The organism is Priestia sp. P5 (assembly GCF_029522155.1).
GTDB lineage: Bacteria > Bacillota > Bacilli > Bacillales > Bacillaceae_H > Priestia > Priestia megaterium_E.
This window is the reverse complement of record NZ_JAKWFJ010000004.1, coordinates 98750-121968: the sequence shown is the minus strand read 5'-3', so window position 1 is coordinate 121968 and position 23219 is coordinate 98750. Positions and strand designations below refer to the sequence as shown.

Annotated in this window: 21 protein-coding genes, 1 pseudogene and 1 riboswitch; of the genes and pseudogenes, 8 read left to right on the top strand and 14 right to left on the bottom strand. The window is 38.1% G+C overall.

What is annotated here, in order from left to right; all coding sequences use genetic code 11:
- Positions 1–3 precede the first annotated feature (3 nt).
- A complete protein-coding gene (locus MMB69_RS23950) occupies positions 4–321 on the bottom strand; it encodes an ArsR/SmtB family transcription factor (RefSeq protein WP_013081523.1) in 318 nt (105 codons plus the stop codon).
- A gap of 208 nt (positions 322–529) precedes the next feature.
- Here MMB69_RS23950 and MMB69_RS23945 point away from each other — a divergent pair, with 208 nt between their 5' ends.
- Together MMB69_RS23945 and MMB69_RS23940 are read left to right on the top strand one after the other, a co-directional pair.
- On the top strand, positions 530–679 hold the full coding sequence (locus tag MMB69_RS23945) for a BH0509 family protein (RefSeq protein WP_013055132.1): 150 nt from the start codon (positions 530–532) through the stop codon (positions 677–679).
- Between the two features lie 224 nt (positions 680–903).
- Complete coding sequence (locus tag MMB69_RS23940) at positions 904–2823, top strand: heavy metal translocating P-type ATPase (protein WP_221785761.1); 1920 nt, start codon at positions 904–906, stop codon at positions 2821–2823.
- A gap of 229 nt (positions 2824–3052) precedes the next feature.
- Here MMB69_RS23940 and MMB69_RS23935 read toward each other — a convergent pair whose 3' ends face one another.
- The 3 genes from MMB69_RS23935 to MMB69_RS23925 are packed head-to-tail and all read right to left on the bottom strand — an operon-like array spanning position 3053 to position 4758.
- The gene (locus MMB69_RS23935; RefSeq protein ID WP_013055130.1) at positions 3053–3892 is read right to left on the bottom strand and encodes a YihY/virulence factor BrkB family protein; all 840 of its coding nucleotides are present in this window, start codon (positions 3890–3892) and stop codon (positions 3053–3055) included.
- 14 nt (positions 3893–3906) lie between these two features.
- Positions 3907–4245: a YtxH domain-containing protein gene (locus tag MMB69_RS23930; RefSeq protein ID WP_221785760.1), complete on the bottom strand. Its 339-nt coding sequence runs from the start codon at positions 4243–4245 to the stop codon at positions 3907–3909.
- 39 nt (positions 4246–4284) lie between these two features.
- The gene (locus tag MMB69_RS23925; protein WP_013055128.1) at positions 4285–4758 is read right to left on the bottom strand and encodes a low molecular weight protein-tyrosine-phosphatase; all 474 of its coding nucleotides are present in this window, start codon (positions 4756–4758) and stop codon (positions 4285–4287) included.
- Between the two features lie 176 nt (positions 4759–4934).
- On the opposite strand from MMB69_RS23925, the gene MMB69_RS23920 reads away from it, so the two are divergent.
- Both MMB69_RS23920 and ade read left to right on the top strand, forming a co-directional pair.
- Entirely contained in the window at positions 4935–5162 is a 228-nt protein-coding gene (locus tag MMB69_RS23920) for a DUF1128 domain-containing protein (RefSeq protein WP_013055127.1), read from the top strand.
- A gap of 182 nt (positions 5163–5344) precedes the next feature.
- Positions 5345–5446, top strand: a riboswitch (purine riboswitch).
- An 83-nt stretch (positions 5447–5529) separates the two neighbouring features.
- Complete coding sequence (gene ade, locus MMB69_RS23915; RefSeq protein ID WP_277448524.1) at positions 5530–7266, top strand: adenine deaminase; 1737 nt, start codon at positions 5530–5532, stop codon at positions 7264–7266.
- 238 nt (positions 7267–7504) lie between these two features.
- Here ade and MMB69_RS23910 read toward each other — a convergent pair whose 3' ends face one another.
- The 4 genes from MMB69_RS23910 to hmpA form a co-directional block, all read right to left on the bottom strand.
- Positions 7505–8251, bottom strand: a complete 747-nt coding sequence (locus tag MMB69_RS23910) for a CAP domain-containing protein (RefSeq protein WP_033580739.1) — start codon at positions 8249–8251, stop codon at positions 7505–7507.
- 359 nt (positions 8252–8610) lie between these two features.
- Complete coding sequence (locus MMB69_RS23905; protein WP_221785758.1) at positions 8611–9123, bottom strand: type 1 glutamine amidotransferase domain-containing protein; 513 nt, start codon at positions 9121–9123, stop codon at positions 8611–8613.
- 144 nt (positions 9124–9267) lie between these two features.
- On the bottom strand, positions 9268–10557 hold the full coding sequence (locus tag MMB69_RS23900; protein ID WP_221785757.1) for a lysine N(6)-hydroxylase/L-ornithine N(5)-oxygenase family protein: 1290 nt from the start codon (positions 10555–10557) through the stop codon (positions 9268–9270).
- Between the two features lie 72 nt (positions 10558–10629).
- Positions 10630–11811, bottom strand: a complete 1182-nt coding sequence (hmpA, locus tag MMB69_RS23895) for an NO-inducible flavohemoprotein (RefSeq protein WP_277448522.1) — start codon at positions 11809–11811, stop codon at positions 10630–10632.
- A gap of 216 nt (positions 11812–12027) precedes the next feature.
- Between hmpA and MMB69_RS23890 the strand changes: the two genes are divergently transcribed.
- Together MMB69_RS23890 and MMB69_RS23885 are read left to right on the top strand one after the other, a co-directional pair.
- Positions 12028–12480: an Rrf2 family transcriptional regulator gene (locus MMB69_RS23890; RefSeq protein WP_277448521.1), complete on the top strand. Its 453-nt coding sequence runs from the start codon at positions 12028–12030 to the stop codon at positions 12478–12480.
- A 169-nt stretch (positions 12481–12649) separates the two neighbouring features.
- On the top strand, positions 12650–12781 hold the full coding sequence (locus tag MMB69_RS23885) for a YflJ family protein (protein WP_016762840.1): 132 nt from the start codon (positions 12650–12652) through the stop codon (positions 12779–12781).
- Between the two features lie 48 nt (positions 12782–12829).
- On the opposite strand, the gene MMB69_RS23880 is transcribed toward MMB69_RS23885, so the two are convergent.
- Entirely contained in the window at positions 12830–13915 is a 1086-nt protein-coding gene (locus tag MMB69_RS23880) for a nitric oxide synthase oxygenase (protein ID WP_277448520.1), read from the bottom strand.
- A gap of 99 nt (positions 13916–14014) precedes the next feature.
- Positions 14015–14947, bottom strand: a complete 933-nt coding sequence (locus MMB69_RS23875; RefSeq protein WP_277448519.1) for a D-2-hydroxyacid dehydrogenase — start codon at positions 14945–14947, stop codon at positions 14015–14017.
- Between the two features lie 261 nt (positions 14948–15208).
- On the opposite strand from MMB69_RS23875, the gene MMB69_RS23870 reads away from it, so the two are divergent.
- Positions 15209–16765, top strand: a complete 1557-nt coding sequence (locus tag MMB69_RS23870) for an ABC-F family ATP-binding cassette domain-containing protein (RefSeq protein WP_277448518.1) — start codon at positions 15209–15211, stop codon at positions 16763–16765.
- Positions 16766–16964: 199 nt separating this feature from the next.
- Here the strand turns inward: MMB69_RS23870 and MMB69_RS23865 are convergent, their stop codons facing one another.
- Positions 16965–17861, bottom strand: coding sequence for an amidase (locus MMB69_RS23865; protein WP_277448517.1), 897 nt, complete (start codon positions 17859–17861; stop codon positions 16965–16967).
- Between the two features lie 163 nt (positions 17862–18024).
- A complete protein-coding gene (locus tag MMB69_RS23860; protein ID WP_264408800.1) occupies positions 18025–19362 on the bottom strand; it encodes an ATP-binding protein in 1338 nt (445 codons plus the stop codon).
- A 367-nt stretch (positions 19363–19729) separates the two neighbouring features.
- Between MMB69_RS23860 and msrA the strand changes: the two genes are divergently transcribed.
- The gene (msrA, locus tag MMB69_RS23855) at positions 19730–20245 is read left to right on the top strand and encodes a peptide-methionine (S)-S-oxide reductase MsrA (protein ID WP_057245265.1); all 516 of its coding nucleotides are present in this window, start codon (positions 19730–19732) and stop codon (positions 20243–20245) included.
- A 49-nt stretch (positions 20246–20294) separates the two neighbouring features.
- Here the strand turns inward: msrA and MMB69_RS23850 are convergent.
- Together MMB69_RS23850 and MMB69_RS23845 are read right to left on the bottom strand one after the other, a co-directional pair.
- Positions 20295–21932, bottom strand: a pseudogene (locus tag MMB69_RS23850) (family 14 glycosylhydrolase).
- A 104-nt stretch (positions 21933–22036) separates the two neighbouring features.
- Positions 22037–23191: an endonuclease gene (locus MMB69_RS23845; RefSeq protein WP_221785749.1), complete on the bottom strand. Its 1155-nt coding sequence runs from the start codon at positions 23189–23191 to the stop codon at positions 22037–22039.
- Between the last annotated feature and the right edge of the window lie 28 nt (positions 23192–23219).

Here is a 23219-nt window from a genome sequence, read left to right as displayed (position 1 = left end):
CTTTTATTCGTTATGTGCGCATTCTACGTGCTGAATTACTTGATGAAGTATCCCAACCACGTGTTCATCATCATACGTATAGAAATACGTATTCCCTTCACGGCGATATTTTACTAAACGTAAATGACGCAAGTGAGTTAACTGATGTGAAATAGCTGATTGTGAAACACCAAGCACTTCAACCATATGACCGACTGAACACTCTTCTTGAAATAGCAAATAAAGAATTTTCATTCTCGTAGGATCTGAAATAGCTTTTAGTATTCTTGATGCTTCTTCTACTGTTTGAGGTGATAAAAACGAATGTTCATCTTTTTTCATAACATCTCTCCGTTCATTATATGCAAGTATATGAGCATATGTTCATATATAAATTATAAAACACATTTTTCTATATAGTCAATTATTTACGTCTTTCAAAATTTTTTTGCCTATTTTTAAAAAAAATCCACACAAAATACTTTTTCTGTTATATAATACAATTAAATATAATAAACTGTATTAAAACAGACGGAGAGGAGAATAATAAATGAGCAGACAAGAACGCAAAAACATGATTACATTTATTGAAACAATGAAGGGGATTGACCGTGAAACCTTAATGTACATGACGGATGCTGATATCGAGCACATTTACACTTCCGCTTATAAATATTATGAAGAACATTTAGATATGTAGTACGTTTTTTACAGAATGCAGACGTCCAGCTGCATTCTGTTTTTATTTTTTAAGCGTTAGCTGTTACCTCCTTGCTTGTTCCGTGCTATACTATACTAAATATCCCAATTTAAAAGAGAAGAACTGAAAAAATGTGCTGCTATCGCTGAGATGGCAGCTTTCGTGTTTTTTTAGGGGTAATGATTGTGATTATTCTTCTCAATTATCGTTCAAGGAGGATTTGTATGGAAAATGCGTTACCTAAAAAACAAGAACAAACGCCTCAAACGTCTTCTGCTGTCAACGTATTAAAAACACATGGTGAACTCATTGCTGCACTGTTAAGCGGCGTGCTGATTTTAGCCGGCTGGCTGCTGTCAAAACAGCAGGATACTGCTGTATCTATTACGCTCTTTGTATTAGCTTACGTGATAGGCGGATTTGCTAAAGCAAAAGAAGGCATTGAAGAAACGATTGAAAATAAAGAATTGAATGTCGAAATGTTAATGATTATTGCAGCCATTGGAGCGGCTGTAATTGGCTACTGGACAGAAGGTGCTATGCTTATTTTCATTTTTGCATTAAGCGGTGCATTAGAAACGTACACCATGAATAAAAGCAACCGAGAAATTAGTGCCTTGATGAATTTACAGCCGCAAGAAGCAACGCGTCTGATTGGAGATCAAGAAGAAATTGTATCGATTTCGGATTTACAAATCGGTGACTTGCTGCTAGTTAAGCCGGGTGAACGAGTGCCATCCGATGGTATTGTTGTCTCAGGTCAAACAACGATTGATCAGGCTGCTATTACAGGGGAATCTGTTCCTGTACTAAAACAGCTCGATGATGAAGTATTCGCGGGCACGGTGAATGTGAAGGGCGCCATTACCATTAAAATGACAAAGCCAAGCGCTGAGACGCTGTTTCAAAAGATCATTCAACTTGTTCAAACGGCTCAAAGTGAAAAGTCGCCTTCTCAATTGTTTATTGAACGATTTGAAGGCACATACGTAAAAATTGTTCTATCGGTTGTAGCAGTTATGCTATTTCTCCCACACTATGTGCTTGGATGGAGCTGGACCGAGACATTTTACCGTGCAATGATTCTCTTAGTTGTAGCGTCTCCTTGCGCCTTGGTTGCATCTATCACTCCTGCTTCTCTGTCTGCTATTTCAAACGGAGCAAAAAAAGGAATTTTGTTTAAAGGGGGCGTGCATTTGGAAAGGTTAAGCCATTTAAGCGCAATCGCTTTTGACAAAACAGGAACGTTAACAAAAGGAAAGCCAGAAGTAACAAATGTTATTGTCCGTTCTGATATGAACGAACGGGAATTTCTTGTTAAAATCGCATCAATTGAACGTCAGTCCAATCATCCGCTTGCTCAATCCATTGTTGACTTTGTGAAAAATAAGCAGGAATTGACGCTCGTTCAGCCAGATTCGCTTGAAGACGTTCCCGGATATGGTGTCATTGGGTCTCTTCAAGGAGATACGTGGAAGATAGGAAAAGCAGATTTTGTAGGTAAAAAAGATGCAGCTGAATTTGAAAATGGGATTTCATCTACGCTTGCCAGTGAAGGAAAAACGATTGTGTACGCAAAAGACCAGCATGGTATCGTAGGATTGCTTGCGCTAAAAGACGTTGTACGAACAGAAGCTGTAGACGCTGTTAAATCTCTTAAAGAACAGGGTATTCATACCGTCATGATTACAGGAGACAGCGAAAAAACAGCCGAAGCCATTTCAAAAGAATGTGCAGTCGATGAATACATTGCAGAATGTTTGCCTGAAGCGAAAGTAGATAAAATTAAAGCGTTAAAAGAAAAATTCCCTACCGTTTCAATGGTGGGAGATGGCATTAACGATGCACCTGCTCTGGCTACTGCTAACGTGGGAGTAGCCATGGGAGAAGGAACGGATGTGGCACTTGAAACAGCCGATATCGTTTTAATGAAAAATGATTTATCAAAAATTTCGGATGCAGTAGCTCTTTCCAGACGAATGAACTCAATTGTGAAGCAAAACGTTATTTTTTCTATTGCCGTCATCTTTTTATTAATTTGTTCGAATTTTTTCCAAGTGCTTGATATGCCATTTGGTGTTATAGGTCACGAAGGCAGCACCATTTTAGTTATATTAAACGGCCTTCGCTTGCTAAAATCTTAACGCAAAAAAGCCTAACGTATTTGTTAGGCTTTTTATTATGGTAATCAATGCCTTAATGGTAACCGTTTTGTCCGTTTTGGCTGTTGCTTGTTTTATGCTTTGGCTGGCTCTTTTTATTTTGCTTTGTATTGCTTCCGTCTTTTTTTGTATGCTTTGTCATGATGTAAAACCTCCCTTTCACTTTGTTAGTATGCTCATATCTTGCGAATGATTTCATCCCAATTTGTGACTATGAAGATTTAACTCGACGGTCGTAGAAAATAGCGTTAATTTCTCCTCCAATAACGATAATCATCCCCGATAGGTACAGCCAAATAAGCAAGATAATAATTCCGCCCAAGCTTCCATATGTAGCTGTATAGTTATTGAAATGATTTACGTAATACGCAAACAGCATCGATACCACTGTCCATCCGACCGTAGCAAAAGCCGCTCCTTTTACCACATTTCGAATCAGCAGCTTTTTATTAGGAGCAAAGTAATATAACCCCGTAAAAACAGTAAACAAAATGAGACCGCTGATAATCCAGCGGGAAGCAGACCATAAAGCGAGAAAAGTTTCTGAAAACCCAAACGTAGACGATAAATAAAGACCAATCATATGACCGAAAACCGGAAGTAAAAGCGCTACAATAATAACAAATATCATCGCAAAAGTAAGGAGAACTGCCATACCTCTCGCCACTAAAAAAGGCCGATTTTCTTGTACGTGATACGCTCGGTTAAATGCTCTTACAATCGCATTAATTCCATTTGAAGCAGACCACATCGTCGCAATGATACCAAAGGACAATAGCTTTTCATTATGAGAACCAATGATATGGGAAACGTTGCTTTCAATCATGTGCAGCGTTTGCTGTGGCGCTACATTTTCGACCAAGTCAAGCAGGTCTGTTGATTCCAATGGCAAAAATCCAATCAGCGTAATTAAGAAAATTAAAAAAGGAAATAGCGAGAGCAGCAGATAATAAGCCAATTCAGCTGATAAACTGGGGAGCTCATCTCGATGAATGCGGCCCATCAGTTCTTTGCCAAACCTTACGATGTTATTCATGTACATTCCAGCCATATGTGCCTCCTTATTTATTTTTGTTCATCACCATACTTCTCCACAAATGCTTCTTTTGTATCGTTTACAATTTCCATCACCTGAGGCGTTGTTTCTTTTAACTTTTCTACTTTTCCTGCTACAAATGATACATCTTCAGAAACTTGCTCGATGGTCGTACGGATGGTTTCATATTTCTCTTTGACAGTATCCGTTACAAGTTCAGGGTGCTGAATAAGATTTGTTGTTTTGTCTTTCAGTTTTTTACTTCCTTGAATGACGGAGCTTCTTGTTTCTTTATCAAATAAAGAAACAGCTCCTCCTATAATTGCTCCAATGACAATACCTTCTACTAGCTTATTTCGTTTACCCATTTGTCGTTTCTCCTCCGTTTTTTATTTTTTAAGTATCGCTTATTCCGAGAAATGCTTCTCTATAATTTCGTCTAAAAGAGCCTTGCATCCTTCTTGAACTAAGTCATATACTTCGTCAAAATTTCCCGTGAAATAAGGATCAGGCACATCTTCAATATGTAAATCGGGCACAAAATCCAAAAGCCTTGCAATATAACCTGTTTTAGTATGTCCAGCCATCCTTCTCAGATTTCCTACATTTTCGACATCCATTCCAATAATATAATGGAATTTAGCTACATCCTCTTGAATCACTTGTCTTGCTGTTTGCCCTTTAAAATCAATGTTGTTTTTCGTTAAAATAGATTGCGTCCCTTCATGAGGAGGATTACCTTTGTGCCAGCCTCCTGTGCCTGCAGAATCTACGTGAATTTGTCCTTCTAGCCCTTTTTTCTTCACCATATCTTTAAATACCGCTTCTGCCATGGGTGAACGACAAATATTTCCCAAACAAACGAATAATACGTTAATCATAGTCTCGACTCCTTTCCCTTATTACAAACATTATATACAATCATTTTTAAACTAAAAAATAGTTTTCTTTTATTTATATCGTTTCCACTCTTCTGTGGATAAGAACCTGACATAAAAGTGTTCACACGATAAAAACATGTTACAATAAAAAAAACGCAACTGGAAGGATGAACAAAGTGGATTTATCAGTAAAATCTCCAGAGAATATTAAACATATGGTCGATAGCATTAGTGAAAAACTGCGCATGCTAAATATCGGAGCAATTAAAGCTGAAGCTTTTGACGAAGAAATGTATGAAGACTTAAAGTACTTATACGATATGGTAATGAGAAAAGATTCTTTTAGCCCAAGTGAAATGCAAGCGATCGCGGAAGAATTAGGTACACTGCGTAAACAAGCTTAATGACAACTCCGTCAATGACTAATAGCCATTGACGGTTTTTTCTACATTTTTTTCTATACATGAATGCTGCACCTTTTAGCGAGCAAATAAGAGTTAAATCGTTTACATACACATAGATGAAATATTCCCAAAAATCTTTCTTTTTTATTAGGAATTGACGTTTTTATTATTTGTCTATAGAATGTATCGAAATACCTAAAGCTCGTATAGTCTTGGAAATAGGGTCCAAGAGTTTCTACCGAACTACCGTAAATAGTTGGACTACGAGGGTTGAACATCATTCATACTGCATTTTTATTCTTCTTTATGTTCTCCCTTACATAGTCCTTCATTGTTATTCAGTTATACAATGAGAGGAGTCACATTCATGTCAAATACAAAAACAACCTTAAAAAAACAGCTTGCTGTTGCCAATAAAAAAACACTTGCAGATCTTGTAGTGAAAAACGGAAAAATTATCGATGTCTTTACGCTTTCCATCATTGAAGCCGATATTGCGATTGCTGATGGAGTGATTGTTGGAATAGGTCAATACGATGGGAATAACGTCGTGGATGCAAAAGGAAAATACATTTCGCCTACGTTCATTGATGGACACGTTCACATTGAATCATCAATGGTTACACCTAAAGAGTTCTCAAAACTTCTTGTACCTAGAGGCGTAACAACTGTCGTAACGGATCCTCATGAAATTGCGAATGTTTCAGGGAAATCTGGTATTGAGTTTATGCTTCAAAACTCGGATTCCATTCCTTTAGACGTATTTGTGAACTTACCTTCAAGCGTTCCAGCAACTCCTTTTGAAAGCTCTGGAGCCGTCTTAAAAGCAGCTGACTTAGCGCCATTTTTCTCTCACTCTCGCGTGCTTGGATTAGCAGAAGTGATGGATTTCCCTGCTGTGCGAGATGGAGATGACGATATGCTTGATAAATTACAAGCAGCTAACGATGCAAACGGCGTAATTGATGGACACGGCTCAGGGTTAGATGCCACGGGCGTTAACATTTATCGTACCGTTAATATTTCAACAGATCATGAATGCGTAACAGCAGAAGAAGCAATTGAACGTATTCAGCGCGGGATGTATGTTCTAATCCGCCAAGGTTCTGTTGCTAAAGATTTGAAACAATTATTACCTGCTGTAAATGAACGCAACGCGCGCAGATTTTTATTCTGTACCGATGACAAACATCTAGATGATTTATTAACGGAAGGCTCTATTGATTATAATGTTCGTTTTGCTATTGAACTCGGGCTGGATCCGTTAATTGCGATTCAAATGGCTTCATTAAATGCCGCTGAATGCTACGGGTTAAAAGATAGAGGTGCGGTTGCTCCTGGTTACAAAGCTGATTTTATTCTGTTGGACGACTTAACCGATATATCTGCAGCACATGTTTATCAAAACGGAGAGCTCATTGCTGAAAATGGAGAGATGCTGTCTGTTCAAGAAGAACAACTTGATCTTCCAACAGAACTAATGAATTCTGTTCATTTGAAAGAGTTTTCTATTAACAAACTTACGATACCACTTCAGCACAATCGGGCTAATATTATTGAAATTAATCCAAACAGCCTGCTTACAAATCATATTGTAGAAGAAGTTCAAGTAAAGCAAAACGAATTTCAGCCTTCTGTAGAAAACGATCAGCTGAAAATGGCTGTTGTTGAGCGCCATCATCTAACAGGAAATATTGGTCTTGGGATCGTAAAAGGCTTTCAGTTAAAAGACGGAGCGATCGCTACTACGATTGCTCACGATTCACATAATATCGTAGCCGTAGGAACAAATGATAAGGATTTAGCAAAAGCAATTGCGGCAATTGAAGAAATCGGCGGAGGTATTGTTATTGTAAAAGATAATGAAGTGATTGGTTCCCTCCCTCTTTCCATCGGAGGGTTAATGTCACCTCACCCTTACAATGAAGTAAATAGCTTACTTAAGCAGCTTCACGGGGCTCTTCATGAGCTTGATATTTCACAGAAATTCAACCCGTTGCTGACGTTATCTTTCTTAAGCTTGCCTGTTATCCCATGTCTAAAATTAACCGACAAAGGATTATTTAACGTAAAAGAATTCAAGCATATCCCCGTTCAAGCATAAAACAAAAAGGACTCTTTTGAGTCCTTTTTATTTATACCCTTTAGACGGCGTAGTTCGAGTTTTACGATTTTTATAATGACGATATCCTTCTTTTAAAAGGATGGGAAAAACAGCGACTAGAATTTTTTTTAATATACGTCCCAATGTAAGGCACTCCTTTACGTGTTCTTACTTTACTATACCCAAATTGGACAGCTAAAAACGCAAAAAAGAGCAGGTATATCCTGCTCTTTTTGTATTACTTACCGATAAATTGTTGAGTCCAGTACGTAGTATCACCTTTTACGTATCCAACACCAATTTCAGTGAAATCAGGGTTTAGAATGTTTTTGCGGTGACCGTCACTATTCATCCAAGCATTCATTACATCTTCAGGAGATTGCTGACCTTTTGCAATGTTTTCACCTGCAGTTGTATATTCAATGCCGAATTGTTTCATCATATCAAAGGGTGAACCATATGTTGGTGAATTGTGGTCAAAGTACCCTTTGTCCATCATATCTTTTGATTTAGTGCGTGCAACGTCACTTAATTTTTTGTTAAGTGTTAAAGGCTTTAAACCTTGTTTTTGACGTTCTTGGTTTACTAAATCTACTACTTTTTGTTCAAATTGACTAGCATCTTTTGTTTGTTCTGCTTTATCAGTATTTTCTGATTGTTGAGCTTTTGTGTTTTGCTGTGTTTGCTCCGGAGCTTTTGCTTCTTCACTTTGCTCTGGTGCTTGTGCTTGTTCCTGTGGAGCTGCTTCAGCTTGATCTGGTGCTTGTGTTTCTTGCTGTGGAGCTGCTGCTTGAGCAGATTGTCCTTGAGCGTTAAATTTCTTTAATAGCTCGTCTACATTTATATTTTGTGCTGCTTGAGCATCTTTAATAGTAATTTGTTTTGGAGTGTTGCAATCAGGAGCTGCTGCATTTGCTTGTCCTGCTGTTAGTAATCCTAATGATACGGCACCTGCGACAGTGGCAATACGAAACCTTTTCTTCATGTTTGAAATCCTCCTATGTGATAATAAAGTTTTTTTGTAAAACCGCAACGCATCTAAGCTTGTAGCAAGCCAATCTCGTGATGCACCCTCATTGTTGCATGAAAACTATGAAACTCGCAACGTCTTTTAAGCTACCAAAATTATACTTTCATTTATGTAAAAAATATTTCGATTTTGTTACGTGGCTTCTATCTATTGATAGTAAAAGGTTTTCATATTCTTTTAGAAACCGCTTGATCCAATGCAGTAATATAACTGTAAATTCCTCGTCAAAATCGTTACATATAAAAAAGGCGACAGCAGAGTGGTAAACCACCCTGTTATCGCCTTTTACAGAAAGTTTTACTAATATTATTTACTTATTTTAAGACATTTACTGATTCACGTACGAATGCTTCCATATCGTCTGGTGTACGGCTTGTAACTAGTTGATTACCGCATACCACCACTTCTTTGTCATGGAAGTTTGCACCTGCATTTTTCAAATCAATAGCAATTGATTTGAAACCAGTTACGTCACGTCCTTTTAATGTTTCAGCATTGATTAGCAGCTGTGGTCCGTGACAAATAGCCATAACCGGTTTGCCTTCATCCATAAATGATTTTGTGAAAGCTACGACTTGATCGTCCGCACGCAAGATATCTGGTGAGAAACCTCCCGGTAAAAACAATGCGTCAAAATCTTCTGGTTTTACATCCGCAATTGCTTTATCAATTGTTAATGTTGCTTCGCCTTGTTTACCTGTTACTTCACCTGTTTTAACGTCGATTTTTGTTAGCGTATGGCCTGCTTCTTCAAAGGCTTTGGCTGGATCTGTATATTCCACATCTTCAAATAAATCTGTTACTAATACTGCAATTTTCTTACTCATTCTAAGCAACTCCTTAATTGATTTGTGTACTAATGTTCTATAAATAAAATACCCGTACACTATTCTTTTAAACATAGTTTATGAGTAAAAAGCTTTTCTACAATAACCAAAAAACCACATTGAAGATTTTTATAAAGCAGAAATTCAAAACAAATTAAATGTCTGAAACGTAGTCTCTTCTGGAACTGGGTACACATCTCTTCCTGCAATCACGTTCAGAATACGCTGATTGCGCTGAACGGATAAACCAAGATTTGTTGCGCCAGATCCATGTGAATGTTCGATATTGGTTAACGTAAAGAAGTGGTGGCTACGGGGTTGTTTAAAGACAAGCCGGTAATCTTTTGTGACTTTGAAACGCTTGTCATCTTCCCATTCGATATCTTCTTTTATTCGTTCGATGAACGGTGAAATCTTCGGCTTATAGCCCGTGGACAATATTAAACGATCCGCTTCGTATTGAAAAGAGCGTTCAGCCTTTAATTGTTTGCACTCGAGCTCATATCCATTTCCTTTTTTATGAATATCACTTACTTCAGTCGAAGATTGAATCGTAACGGGTACTTTTCCTTTAAGTGAACGATGATAAAGTAAATCATAGATTTTCGTTAAGGTAGAAGATTCAATTCCGTGACGTAAAGGATTTAAATCTTCTACCGTACTTGTACGTTCCTCAAAAGGCAGCGAATGAAAGTAATCTACATAGTCTGGCGAAAATAACTCTTGAGCAAGCTTGGATTGATCAAGCTGAAAAAAATTAGAGGATCTTGTAAACCATGTAAGGTGGTAATGATGTTCAGTCTGTTCTTCTAGTAAATCCAGAAAAATCTCGGCAGCACTTTGCCCTGAACCAACTATCGTTACATGTTTTCCTTTTTGAACCTCTTCTTTTTTATGTAAATAGCCGCTGCTGTGTAAAATATGCTCATTCAGCTTTTCTTCAAAAGCCGGAGGCACAAGTGGAATGCTTCCTGTTCCCATTACAACGTGTTTAGCATTTACCGTTTGAATTCCCTCAGGTGTTTCTACCTTTACTTCATAATACTCTTCTTCATTTTTCGGTATCACGTCCACAACTTTTGAAGAAAAGTGGCAGGAAGATAGCTGCTCCGCTACCCATTTTGCGTACTCGTTGTATTCTTGACGCGGAATATCAAAACGATTAAAGAAAAAGAACGGATACAAGCGTTTTTGCTTGTGAATATAATTTAGAAAAGAATAGGGGCTTGTTGGATCCGCAAATGTAACTAAGTCTGCCAGAAACGGAATCTGCAAGTCCGTGCCGTCAATTAACATGCCCGGATGCCATTCAAATTTCTCTTCTTTATCAAAGAAGACGGCATCAATTTCATCAAGAGGCTCAGCAAGGGCCGCTAAGCCTAAATTAAAAGGTCCTATTCCTATTCCCACCATGTCATACTGCTTATTTGTCATCTTTAAACTCCCTTTCATAAAAAAAGCTAACAGTATTGTCTACTGTTAGCTTTTTACCCTTTTTCCATACATTTATGCGGAAGGAGTCATACTCATTTTCGGGCCAAACGATTCATACATGATATTTTCTTGGGAAATACCCATTTCAGCTAGGCCTTCTAACACCATTTGCGTAAATGAAGAAGATCCACAAACATAATAATATGCATGTTTATCGCCGGCATATTTAGCTAGCTCTTTTTTAGTTAAGCGACCATATGTTATATGTTCATCATGCTGAGCTGTTTGCGCTTGACTATAGAAAACGTGTTGTTCAAACGTATATTTCTCTGACAACGATTGAAGCTCTTGTTTCATTGCATGAAACTGCTCATTTTTAGCACTGTGAATAAATGTTACTTCTTGATTGTTTTCCAGTGCTTGATGAAGCATTGACATCATTGGAGTAATTCCTACACCTCCGCTGATAAATACTGATTTACTATTTTCTTTTAAGACAAAATCTCCTGCTGGAACGCTGACTTCAAGCAAATCTCCTTCTTTCAATTGGTCATGTAAATAAGTTGACACGACCCCGTCTTCCATTTGCTTTTCTTTTTTCACCGTAATTTTATAGTATGGTTGGTTTGGATATCCAGATAAGCTGTACTGACGAATGGATAAATACTCTTGACCAGGAATTCGTACACTCACATACTGACCTGGCAGAAAAGCAGGCAATACTTTTTGATCAGGTGATACTAAATAAAACGAGTACACGTCTTCTGCTTCCTTTACTTTTTTATGAACCATTAGTTTTTTATAATCTTTCCATCCTTTTTCTTCGGCTTCTTCATATAACTCTTGCTCCACACTTATGAATACGTCCGCAATGGCACCGTATGCTTCTTTCCAAGCTTCCATAATCTCATCGGTCGCAGCTTCTTTTAAAACATCCTTAATTGCTTTTAATAAGAACTCTCCGACAATTGGATAGTGCTCTGCTTTTACGCCGATACTGCGGTGTTTATGAGCGATTTGCTTTACAACTGGAAGCAGCGTTTCAAGCCGATCGATGTACTGCGCAGCGGCATAAACTGTATTAGCTAACGCCATTTGCTGACGGCCTGTTTTTTGATTTGTTTGGTTGAATACATTTTTTAAAGAAGGATACTGTTCAAAAAGCATCTCATAAAAACGAGTTGTAATTGCTTGACCATGCTGTTCTAAAACCGGAACTGTACTTTTTACAATAGAAATAGTTGTTTGTTTCATAACTTTCGCCTCCGAAAGATTCATTTTTAAAAGATATATTTTTAATACATCTTTATAATACTCATATCCTACTTAAAAAGATATATTTTATATACATATTTAAAGAAATGTTCACAAATTCACCTCGTCAAAAATGTGAGCATTCTTTCTGTATTTCTTAGATATAGACATGCTATTATAGATATATCAGCTGCTGATAAGAGAAGAGGTAAAAAGATGAGGCTCACACAATATACAGATTACTCACTGCGAGTTTTATTATATTTAGGCGTTCGCGATAATAATAAACTAAGCAATATAAAAGAAATTGCTGAAGCGTATAATATTTCAAAAAACCATCTTATGAAAATCATTCACGAACTTGGAAAACTTGGCTTAATTGAAACGATCCGAGGACGAAACGGCGGTATTCGTTTAGCTCAGCTTCCAAAAGACATTAATATTGGAAAAGTGGTACGTCAAACAGAAGAAGATTTTCATATCGTTGAATGTTTTGATCGTGAAGGAAACTTCTGCATTATTAGCCCCGTCTGTAAGTTAAAAAGTGTTTTACATGAAGCCATGCAAGCCTTCATTAAGGTGTTAGATCAATATACGCTAGAAGATCTAATTCAAAATAAAGATGAATTAAACCTCCTCCTTCTATCTCAAAAAACGAGGAATGAGTAAACTAGAATTCACTTGAAATCATTCTCGTTTTTTTAACCTTTTTCCCTTTCATCATAAAATAAAAGATGTTACAATGAGGCACGTATTGGAAAGACAAGATGTCTCCATTCGAGCAGACAATGAACCTCATTCTGTTCATCCTAAAAAAATGACGAAAGGGTGTTTGAGTATGCACGTAGGAAGCAAAGGTTGGTATGTTGAGGAACTTAAAAAACGAGGAGTTCGCAACCACGAAGGCCGCAAAGTAGAAAAGTACAAAACATATGTACTTGCTAACTTGCTTGATAAACACAAAAATTAATTAACGTGTAATAAGAGAGTACACATGTGTACTCTCTTTTTTGTTCATTTAATAAGCAGCGTCTTGATAAAAATAATTTGGTGATAATACTTTATTTTTATAAGGCTTATGAAAAATATGCGTGGTAGCTGGCGAAACCGGTGGAATTAACCACGTCCAGTTCCCAGTCACTTCGCGGCCATTTTTTTGCTCTCTTTCTTCAAACAAGTGAAATTGCTGAGCAGCAGTGTGATGGTCTACAATGCTAACGCCTTCTCGTTTAAAAGAAGAAAGCACTGCAACGTTTAATTCAACAAGAGCTTTGTCCTTCCAAAGCGTCGCGTTGTAATCCATGTTCAATCCCATCATAGAGGCTATTTTTGGAAGTTGATTATAGCGATACGTATCCGCTAAATTTCGCGCCCCAATCTCAGTCCCCATGTACCATCCATTAAACGGTGCCGCGACGTAATCAATCCCTCCAATTTCTAGCTTCATATCTGAAATCATCGGGACAGCGTACCATTTTAACTGTAAGTCTTCAAATTCAGGAAGTTCTGGATGGGTAATAGCTACTTCTTTCACTAAATGTTTTGGAATCTCAAAATATCGAGGCGACTCTTCATTCACTTGCAGTACCAAAGGAAGGATATCAAAATGCGTTTTCTCACCTTCCCACCCCAAATTTCGGCAAACCTCCGTGAACGCAACAGAATCAGGATCTCCTACCGTACCGTATTCCGTCTCATACCCAGCATAGCGGATTAGCTGATGATTCCATATTCTAACCGGCTCTTTTGCTTTCATTTTCGGTTTAAACACCGTAATAGTAGGGCGGATTTTCCCGTCATTTGTTGCATATTCAATATGGTGAAAAAGGGCGTCTCTTACCTCTTCAACTGTGTTCGCATCTCGCTTATCAAATACATTGAGCGATTGCCAAAATAGTCGTCCGATACATTTATTGCTGTTTCTCCAAGCCATACGAGCTCCGTGCTCTAACTCTTCAAATGTATGATCATAATGTCCGAGTGACATAATTTGTTGATGGATTTCTTTTAACCGCTTGTTTTTATCCGCTTCGCTTTTTTCAAGTTCAGCGTAACACGTCTCTATAAATACACGTGCTTGTTCAAATAATTCTTCTTGCTTCAACGTTTGTTCCCCCCTAGAAGAACAGATTTCATTCTTTTCGTTCAAGAAAAGCAAGTTTCAGTATACCATTCTCGTAGCGGAAACGCGCATCATAATGCTTTAATAGCCTCTTTCAATATTAACCAAGTTAGAAGGCAATTGGCCTTGCTCAACTTTTTGCAGCGTTTCAACAAAGCACTCGACGGCTTCTTCAGGCGTAGTCACCGCTGAAATATGAGGTGTTATGATGATGTTTGAATGATCCCACCAAGAAGATTCTTGCTTTAACGGCTCATGCTCAAACACGTCTATGTATGCTTTTCGAATACGTTTTTGCTCAATAGCCTCTACTAACGCATTTTCATCTACAGTTGCTCCTCGTCCAACATTTATAAAGTATGCATCTTCAACTACATTCATCCATTTTGGATCAAAGTAGCTTTTTGTTTCATGTGTTAGCGGCATTGTACTAATAATCCAATCGGCTTCTTTTAGCAATTCTTTTTCCTTCGAAATCGAGACCGCTTGATCAAATGACGGCTTTTCATTTCCACTTTTAGATACACCTATTACTCGTACACCAAAAGATTTTAAAACGGCTGCAAGACGCCCGCCGATTTCACCTGTTCCGTAAATTATGACCGTTTGAGTAGAAAGCTGCTTAGGCTCTACCACTTTCCACTGCCTTTGTTTTTGCTGATGCTGAAACTGTCCGTGGTGCTGAAGTTCAGCTAGCATATAGCTAAGACAATATTCACTGATTCGCTGACCGAATGAACAAACCGTACGCGTTAACATCACATTCTTTTTCCAATTCCCACTTTCCAAGAACCGATCGACTCCTGCGCCGAGAGAATGAATCCATTTAAAGCTATGATCTTCAAAGCAATTCGTTGGACCGAAGGATAAAAGCGCGTCAGCCCAGTTTAAATCTTCAACTGTAACGTCTTGCTCTTCCATAAATCGAAACGTCTGAGACAGCTGCTTTTGTTTGATTATCTCCTCCAGCTCTTTATGCATTCTTCCTGCCACTAGTATCGTATAAATGTTCATTTCTTTTCCCCCTGCCTTTTTATTCTTTTATATACTCTATTTGAATGATTCGACATAACCGTCCCTTCGTCATGAAGGATTTTCTACATTGATATATATAGTATGAATGAAGTGAAAGGAAGACGCGAGTGAATTTTATATGACTTTCAAGGCTGGAAAACTCATATGGATTTATGTATATAAGTTCGCTATAATCGTTATGAATCAATTTGTTTATAACGAAACGTACGATAGATATTTTAAAAGAAAAGGTGTGTCAGCATGAGTGTATTAAACGTAAAAAATCTAAGCCATGGTTTTGGTGACCGTGCGATTTTTAACGATGTATCATTTCGATTGTTAAAAGGTGAACACGTCGGCTTAATTGGAGCAAACGGCGAAGGTAAATCAACATTTATGAACATCATTACAGGCAAGCTAGAACCGGATGCTGGAAAAGTAGAATGGTCTAAAAAAGTGCGCGTTGGCTATTTAGATCAGCACACAGTATTAGAGCGCGGCCTTTCTATTCGTGATGTACTAAAAAGTGCTTTTCAATATCTATTTGATTTAGAAGCTCAAATGAATGGCCTCTATGAGAAAATGGCAGATGTATCACCAGAAGAACTAGAAAAACTATTAGAAGAAGTCGGGACGCTTCAAGACCTCTTAACAAACAATGACTTTTACGTTATCGATGCAAAAGTCGAAGAAATTGCACGCGGATTAGGGTTAGAAGATATCGGCTTAGATCGCGATGTACAGGATTTAAGCGGCGGACAGCGTACGAAAGTATTATTAGCCAAACTGCTGCTTGAAAAACCAGAAATTCTTTTACTTGATGAGCCTACAAACTATTTGGATGAACAGCATATTGAGTGGCTGCGACGCTATTTGCAAGAATATGAAAATGCCTTTATTTTAATTTCTCACGATCTTCCATTTTTAAATAGCGTGATCAATTTAATTTATCATATGGAAAACCAAGAGTTAAATCGCTATGTAGGAGACTACGACGATTTTATGAAAGTATATGAGATGAAAAAACAGCAGCTTGAAGCAGCTTATAAAAAACAACAGCAAGAAATGGCAGATTTAAAAGATTTCGTAGCGAGAAACAAAGCCCGTGTGTCGACACGAAATATGGCCATGTCCCGTCAAAAAAAGCTCGATAAAATGGAAGTAATTGAACTAGCTCAGGAGCGTCCAAAACCAGAGTTTAACTTTAAGGGTGCTCGTACTTCAAGCAAATTAATTTTTAAAACATCTGATTTAGTCATTGGATACGAAGAGCCGCTTTCTAAGCCACTGAATTTAAAAATGGAGCGAGGTCAAAAGATTGCCCTTGTAGGAGCAAATGGAATCGGGAAAACAACTCTTTTAAAAAGTATTTTAGGAGAAATTAAACCGATTTCAGGCTCTGTAGAAAAAGGAGATTACCAGCATATTGGCTATTTTGAACAAGAAATCAAAACGGCTAATTACAATACGTGTATTGAAGAAGTATGGAATGAGTTTCCTCACTTTACCCAATACGAGATTCGTGCAGCTCTAGCTAAATGCGGCTTAACAACAAAACATATTGAAAGTAAAGTAGAAGTTCTAAGCGGTGGAGAAAAAGCAAAAGTTCGTCTATGTAAGCTGATTAACAACGAAACCAACATTCTTGTACTGGATGAGCCTACAAATCACTTAGATGTAGATGCAAAAGATGAATTAAAACGAGCCTTAAAAGAATACAAAGGAAGTATCTTAATTATTTGCCACGAACCTGAATTTTATCAAGATGTTGTCACAGACGTGTGGAACTGCGAATCTTGGACGACTAAATTATTTTAAAAAAACGGGTTAAAAGAGGCATATCTTTTAGAAAAAGTGGGAATGATAAGATTAAGTTCCCCCCCTTTGTGTGAGTAGCCATTTTTTAAATGGTTACTTTTTTTATGTATAGTCCTTTAATAAAATGGCTATATTGTATCTATACTCCCTAAACCCAAAAAGGCCGCTGCAGCGCAGCGATGCAGCGGCCTTTTCATTGTCATGGCTTCATCTGTAGCCAGCTATCAAAATGATGAACAGCTATACTGCTTGGAGGATTTTCAGCTTGACACTCCGTAAGCAACATACCCAGCTCTTGCATCATCTTTTCTTCTCCTTTAGCAGAAAAAGAAATGTATTCTCCTTCATCTGAAGCCATCGTTTCTACCCCTATTTCAATCGGAGTGGATAGTACACGTCCCCACTTGCGTTCATTTTCTGTTATTTCAGCAATACCGTTTTCTTTATCTGCGTGGTTTCGGTACGCCATAATTGTAACTTTATCAGCGTACTGAATAACCCACTGCCCCAGTGAACCGGAACCGTTGCTATTTTTGAATGGAACTTCGTCAAACCAAAACGGTATATCTACAGCAAGAGGCAAGTGTAACTCATGAGACTGTACAGCGGCTTGAGAAATAACATATTGATACTGCAGAATACTTTTGGCTCGATTATCTTCCCAACTTTTATACAAATAAGGCTCTACATCCAAATGAATCCCTGAAAATTGCTGTTGCTCGTCTGCTTCTGCTTGGTAAGCTGTTATCCAATTAAAAAATGCTTCCTGCTCTTCTATACCAGAAGGCCCTATCCAATAAGGAGCGCCGTCAAGTGCGTAAACACTTATGCCCTTGGCTTGTGCTTGTTGGATAAAATGCCTATATACGGAAGGTGAAAGGTGAGTATCAATTTGTAAATAAACGTTTGTCACCTTTTTTTCTTGAAGCTTTTCGAGGATAGCTTCTTGGTTCAGCATCCATTTCTTTGTATCCCACACCCACGTTGACAGCGATATATTCATCTCTGCATTCACCTTTGATCCACATCCTATTCCTTTCCCTATATTAAACAGCCATACAACCACCAGAAAAATAAGAACGCACTTGCTTTTCACACTCTTTTTCCTCCTTTATACGAGCCAGAACTCATATAAAGAGAGTCTGACAGCTTGGCACAACTTTATGGGGAATTTTCCCCTTAAATCTGTAGCTTTTAGCAAACTCCTCCTTATCAATTTTTTGCAGTTTAATCTCTATATGTTCTATCGGTTGCTTGATTTATTTCTCTATATCTTTCTTATTAAATAAATATGCCTGTTTTGGATGGTTTGGCTGATTTGGATATTTCAATTGTAATTGTCCTTTTCGTAATAGCTTTGTTAAATAATTATTACGTACTCCATCCGGCGTTCTTTCTAGTAAATAAGCAAACTCTTTAAGCATGAGCGGTTTTTCTTTACATAACTCAAGAATAATATGTTCCATCTGATTCGGCGAAAGCCGTTTTTTTTCACGAGCCAGCGCTGCAATATCCCATAGCTTCGCATCAATATTCTCTACATTTACCAAATTAGAAGAATCCTCTTCTTGCTCATTATTATAGGAGTTATGATTATTATTATAGGAGTCAACACCGTTATTATATAAGTTTTTCTCACTATTATAGTAGTTATCATCCCTATTGAAGGAGTTAAAACCGTTATTGTATGACTTCAACTCCTCTATTAATTCTTTATTATAGGAGTGTTTATTTTTATTATAGGAGTCGATTTCGACATTGTTTTCAGGTGTATTTTGATATTTTTCGACACCTTTAAAATTATTTCCCAAATCGGCTATAGAAGTGTTATAAGTGTCTTTTTCAGAAGAACTTACCTGTCTTTCTTGAGTGGACAGAGATAACGTGACCACTGTGCGATGCATAGAAACATCTTGATCAATAACTGGCGTTTTATAATGATGCAGGCTCCAATTTTGCTTTACTTTTTTCAAACCAGAGCCCGAACGTTCACATAGCCCTAGTAAACTGAATAGCTTAACGATATTTGGATTTCGAAGCTGACTAACGGTATTGCTAAAAACTGAATCTGTAGGTACTAACAAAAGACCTGGATTAGAAAAAACGTAATGAGAAGGTTGCTTTTCTAAAATAACGCCGCCCTCGCCATTATAATCTGCATGAATAAGCATATTAATCAAAACTTCTGTTAAAGAGGAAGCGATTGACGGCTGAGGTTCGCTATTACGAACAATTTCATGAATATGAAAATAAAAATCAAAAATATTTCCTGACCACGTCCCGTCTTGAGAGGTAAAGCGCTCTGTCCATTCTTCGTTTCCTTTATTTTCCCGGTATTCTAAAAAGTATTGTGGTAAAACTTCTGTGATAATCCGTTCTTCACTGAATAAAAGCAGGCCTGCGAGTGTGACTCCTTCTTTATGGGTATCTCTAACCTTTCCCCAAGCTCCTACTTTGTATAAAAACTCTTTTGTTTCAAGCGCATTCCAAGGATGAGCTGGTTTTACTTCAGCAAACCGATCCCGGTAGCTTTTGATCGTATCAAAATTTAATTCGTTTAATCCATAGTGCTCTAGGATGAGATTATCTTGTAACATATTCAACTCTCCTATTATCTTTGTATATTTATTTAACAGCGTGAATATGCTGTTTCTTACCTCTTGTTACTGCGTATTAACTTTATTTATCTAGATGCCATCAGCACACCAAAGTCCAATCCGTCGATTGTACTTCTGTTGTGCAATTTCTTCTAAATCGATATATACATCCTATCTATTCTATCATTTTTTCTTTATTCTCTCCTTCATTTTTCAATCTTCAAAACAGTCGAGTTTATTGTGTAAAAGCTGTGGATATTTATCTTTATCCACAGCTTTTACACAGACTACAAACCCTTTTCTAGCTGTTTCAATATAAATTTGTTATAATACCCTTCATAACAACGGATTAAGTGAGGGATTACGTATGGAAAAAGCTACATTTGCAGGTGGATGTTTCTGGTGTATGGTTACACCATTTGAAGAGCTAGAAGGTATTCACGGCATTGTATCAGGATATATGGGGGGAACTGTGGATAACCCTACCTATGAGCAAGTAAAATCTGGCACAAGCGGTTATTACGAAGTGGTTCAAATCACATTTGACCCTGAAGTGTTTCCGTATAAACGTTTGTTAGATCTTTATTGGCCGCAAATTGATCCAACAGATGATGGAGGTCAATTCCAAGATCGCGGCTCGCAGTATCGAACAGCAATTTTTTACCATAACGACAGCCAAAAACAAGCAGCTGAAGAGACGAAGCTAGAGGTCGCAGAAAGCGGACGTTTTAAAAAACCAATCGTAACAAGCATTCTTCCTGCCTCTACGTTTTATGAAGCCGAAGAGTATCACCAAGATTTCCATAAGAAAAATCCAAAGCATTATAAAGAAGACCGCGCTAAGTCCGGTCGAGATGAATTTATTCAAGCGAACTGGAAATAATTCTTGTGTTCCAAACAAAGCCGCATAGCAAGTGCTATGCGGCTTTGTTTTACCAATTATCTGTATAAGTCGTTGTTGTTGACGGCACGCTCCAATATTGCTGCGAAGGCTGCCATGCTTTTAACGATCCATCAGCTCTCTTCACAATTGCTTTAAATTGAACATTTTGACTGGCAGGAAAATAGACGGTGCCTCTCCAATCAGCTGTCGATGAATTGTATGTTAATTTAATTGGATAAATGGACGTATCCCACTGACCTAGCTCAGCTCTGTCTCCAACAATATAAACCGTTTCTCCTAATGCAGTTGGCGCATTTTTTACTACAACCGTTTGCGCAAGTGGTGTAACGCCCAACGTATTTTTAAATTGCCCCAGCAGCGTATCATTGTTAATAACATCGTAGAAACGAATCAAAGTAAATCCTGCAAAATTATAGTTAAAGGCCATTTCGGCTGCTTTCTTATATTGATCTTCACTGCCTATAGTTAAAGCATTTTCTCCGTTTAAAACAACTCCTTTTGCATTCGCAATACCTGCTACTTGGCGTACAAGCGTCTTTGGCATAGAATATTCCGGATAATTCCCGCTGTCCGTCATTTCTAAGCATGTAAAGGTGATATCTAATTTAGCTGTTTTAAACGCGTCCAAAAGCCCGTTATAATCATTGTATCCAGCTGGTTTTTCTGCAGCATGAGGGATCGTCGGATTATTGTACTGCCAATGGATTCCTGCCACTTTTGCACCGATTGGTACGTTAAAGGTGGAATCAAAAGCCTGATGAGCTAACTGTCCAATACGTTTTGTGTGATCTTCCAAAGCTCCTTGATACCATTAAAGGAAATCTTTTCCATAAGCTGTTGAATAACCATCTTTTAAGAACTGATAGCCATCTGATGGCGGTAAAATTTGCGATGCAGACGTTAAATTGGTTCCCCACGCTTGATTAACGCCGGTGAGTGAACCGTATTTAGTCAAAGCATATGATTGAAACTTGCTTTTGGCAAAGTTCGTATACACTTGAAATTTCCCTCTAGACGGATAGCCGGTTCCGTCTGCTGCTGTATAGGACGGATAACGAATTTCACCTGCAGGGCCTCCTGATAAATAGATTTTAGCAATCACGTCTTTATAAGGTGCTAACGCTTGCGCAAATGCCATGTAGAGCTCCCCATATTGCTTAGAAATAACGTCTGTTGCAAGAGGGCTTAGCGTTTCTTTATTTATCGTTCCCGTTTCAGATTTAAAGTAAAGGCTATCATCACTTTTTAAGTTCCATACCCAAGATGGGAGCGGCACGTTACAATCATCTCCTACATTGCCTCCGCACTGATGAGTAGAAATAATGGGAACGATCTTTATACCTGCATTACGAGCAGCTTGAGCAAAGCGCTGCGCATAGGAAAAATCGAACTGCTGATCGCCGTTTTTCTCCATATCTCCCCACCAGAAGTCTACTGTCACTGCATAAAATCCATTTTGTTTCGCTTTGCGTAAATCGTTCTCAAACGCTTCCCATGTTGTATAGTCTGTTACCTTTTTTAAAGGCGCCATTAAATAGGTTTTGTAACCTGGATTCATTGATTTTCCATCTACGGCAGCCGCTCCGTTAAGTGGATTCAAAATGAAAGCGTTAACAAAAATAAGTACTAAAATAAAAGCCAATCCTTTTTTACATAGCTGTTTCATAGCTTCCCTCCATTTTTTCAAAATCACCTATAGGTATTCGGCGGATTTTAGTTTTTTCCTTTTTCTTTTATAAAAAAAGACGCCCTGTCAGGACGCCTCCTTCATTAGTTCCAAATCTCATTCACCCATTCAGGATGGTCAATAAACGGGTTGCGATTATGCTGATAGTCTGAATAAATAATGTCATTTCTACGTCGTTCTCGATCATCTACTGGATCTTGGGCGTTCCATTGAAGAAGCACAGATAATTTCCCGTGATAAGGAGCAGTGCCATTATTTACTGTGTTATTAAGTTCTAAGTCAGGTTCATCACTTACATCGCCTTCATAGCGCACGGCCATATAAAACAACATACGAGCCACGTCGCCTTTTACTTCATCTCGAGGTTCCCAAGAATCACTGTCAAAATAATTTCCGAGTGCTTCGCTATGTTCCGTCCCTCCGTTATCAAAATCTAAGTTTCCTCTCGTACTGTTTACAGACACATCGGTTGGACGTAAGTGATGAAGATCTGTTCCAGGCCCCATAGCTGTTCCAAAATCCCCGTGAGACTTTGCCCAGACGTGCTCACGATTCCAATCGTCCACTCCGCCTCCATTTGTACTCTTAGCCTGTGAACGCCCCGTATAGAGCAAAATAACGTTATTTGCGTTAGCTGGATCTTCATCCGTCTTCTTTAAAGCTTCCCATACGGCTGAATACGACAGTTCTGTGTGATGATCAATAATGTTATGAAGCTCTGTCTTCAAGGTATTTCCTGTTTTTCCAGCTGCGGTACGATAATAGTCTTCTACTGGAACGGTTGGCTCTGTGGGATCTGGAGTCGGATCAGTTCCTCCTGTTTCTGTACTGATAGAAGTAACTGATTTTATTCCTGGGTGTGAAAAATAAGGAGTGAGTGTGCCCTTAACAGTAAGACTTTTCCCTTTTAACTCCGAGTGACTTTGAAGTCCAAATGTACTTCGCAAATTTGAAGGAATTTGAACGTACACCATCTTGTCTGTATTGGTTTCATTTGCACTGTCAGCAAGAGCAAGTGCATAATCGTTTGGGTAATTGCTCGTAATAACTGTAGATGTGGCTATAGGTTGACCTACTACATATCCTTTAACCGTTTGTACAGTGTTGTTTTGATTCTCAAGAGCTTGTGCAACAGATAAAAATTCGGCTGCTTGACTAACAGGAGTTAAGCTTACTAAAAGAGCAAAAATAAGCAGGGACATTGCCCATGTTTTTTTACACAGAGCGTATAATTTCACTTTTTTATTCCTCCTTATGATAGGTTTG

Bases quoted from the DNA above. Each gene is read 5' to 3' on its own strand.
- MMB69_RS23950 (WP_013081523.1), bottom strand. From the start codon at position 321: ATGAAAAAAGATGAACATTCGTTTTTATCACCTCAAACAGTAGAAGAA.
- MMB69_RS23945 (WP_013055132.1), top strand. From the start codon at position 530: ATGAGCAGACAAGAACGCAAAAACATGATTACATTTATTGAAACAATG.
- MMB69_RS23940 (WP_221785761.1), top strand. From the start codon at position 904: ATGGAAAATGCGTTACCTAAAAAACAAGAACAAACGCCTCAAACGTCT.
- MMB69_RS23935 (WP_013055130.1), bottom strand. From the start codon at position 3,892: ATGGCTGGAATGTACATGAATAACATCGTAAGGTTTGGCAAAGAACTG.
- MMB69_RS23930 (WP_221785760.1), bottom strand. From the start codon at position 4,245: ATGGGTAAACGAAATAAGCTAGTAGAAGGTATTGTCATTGGAGCAATT.
- MMB69_RS23925 (WP_013055128.1), bottom strand. From the start codon at position 4,758: ATGATTAACGTATTATTCGTTTGTTTGGGAAATATTTGTCGTTCACCC.
- ade (WP_277448524.1), top strand. From the start codon at position 5,530: ATGTCAAATACAAAAACAACCTTAAAAAAACAGCTTGCTGTTGCCAAT.
- MMB69_RS23910 (WP_033580739.1), bottom strand. From the start codon at position 8,251: ATGAAGAAAAGGTTTCGTATTGCCACTGTCGCAGGTGCCGTATCATTA.
- MMB69_RS23905 (WP_221785758.1), bottom strand. From the start codon at position 9,123: ATGAGTAAGAAAATTGCAGTATTAGTAACAGATTTATTTGAAGATGTG.
- MMB69_RS23900 (WP_221785757.1), bottom strand. From the start codon at position 10,557: ATGACAAATAAGCAGTATGACATGGTGGGAATAGGAATAGGACCTTTT.
- hmpA (WP_277448522.1), bottom strand. From the start codon at position 11,811: ATGAAACAAACAACTATTTCTATTGTAAAAAGTACAGTTCCGGTTTTA.
- MMB69_RS23890 (WP_277448521.1), top strand. From the start codon at position 12,028: ATGAGGCTCACACAATATACAGATTACTCACTGCGAGTTTTATTATAT.
- MMB69_RS23885 (WP_016762840.1), top strand. From the start codon at position 12,650: ATGCACGTAGGAAGCAAAGGTTGGTATGTTGAGGAACTTAAAAAACGA.
- MMB69_RS23875 (WP_277448519.1), bottom strand. From the start codon at position 14,947: ATGAACATTTATACGATACTAGTGGCAGGAAGAATGCATAAAGAGCTG.
- MMB69_RS23870 (WP_277448518.1), top strand. From the start codon at position 15,209: ATGAGTGTATTAAACGTAAAAAATCTAAGCCATGGTTTTGGTGACCGT.
- MMB69_RS23860 (WP_264408800.1), bottom strand. From the start codon at position 19,362: ATGTTACAAGATAATCTCATCCTAGAGCACTATGGATTAAACGAATTA.
- msrA (WP_057245265.1), top strand. From the start codon at position 19,730: ATGGAAAAAGCTACATTTGCAGGTGGATGTTTCTGGTGTATGGTTACA.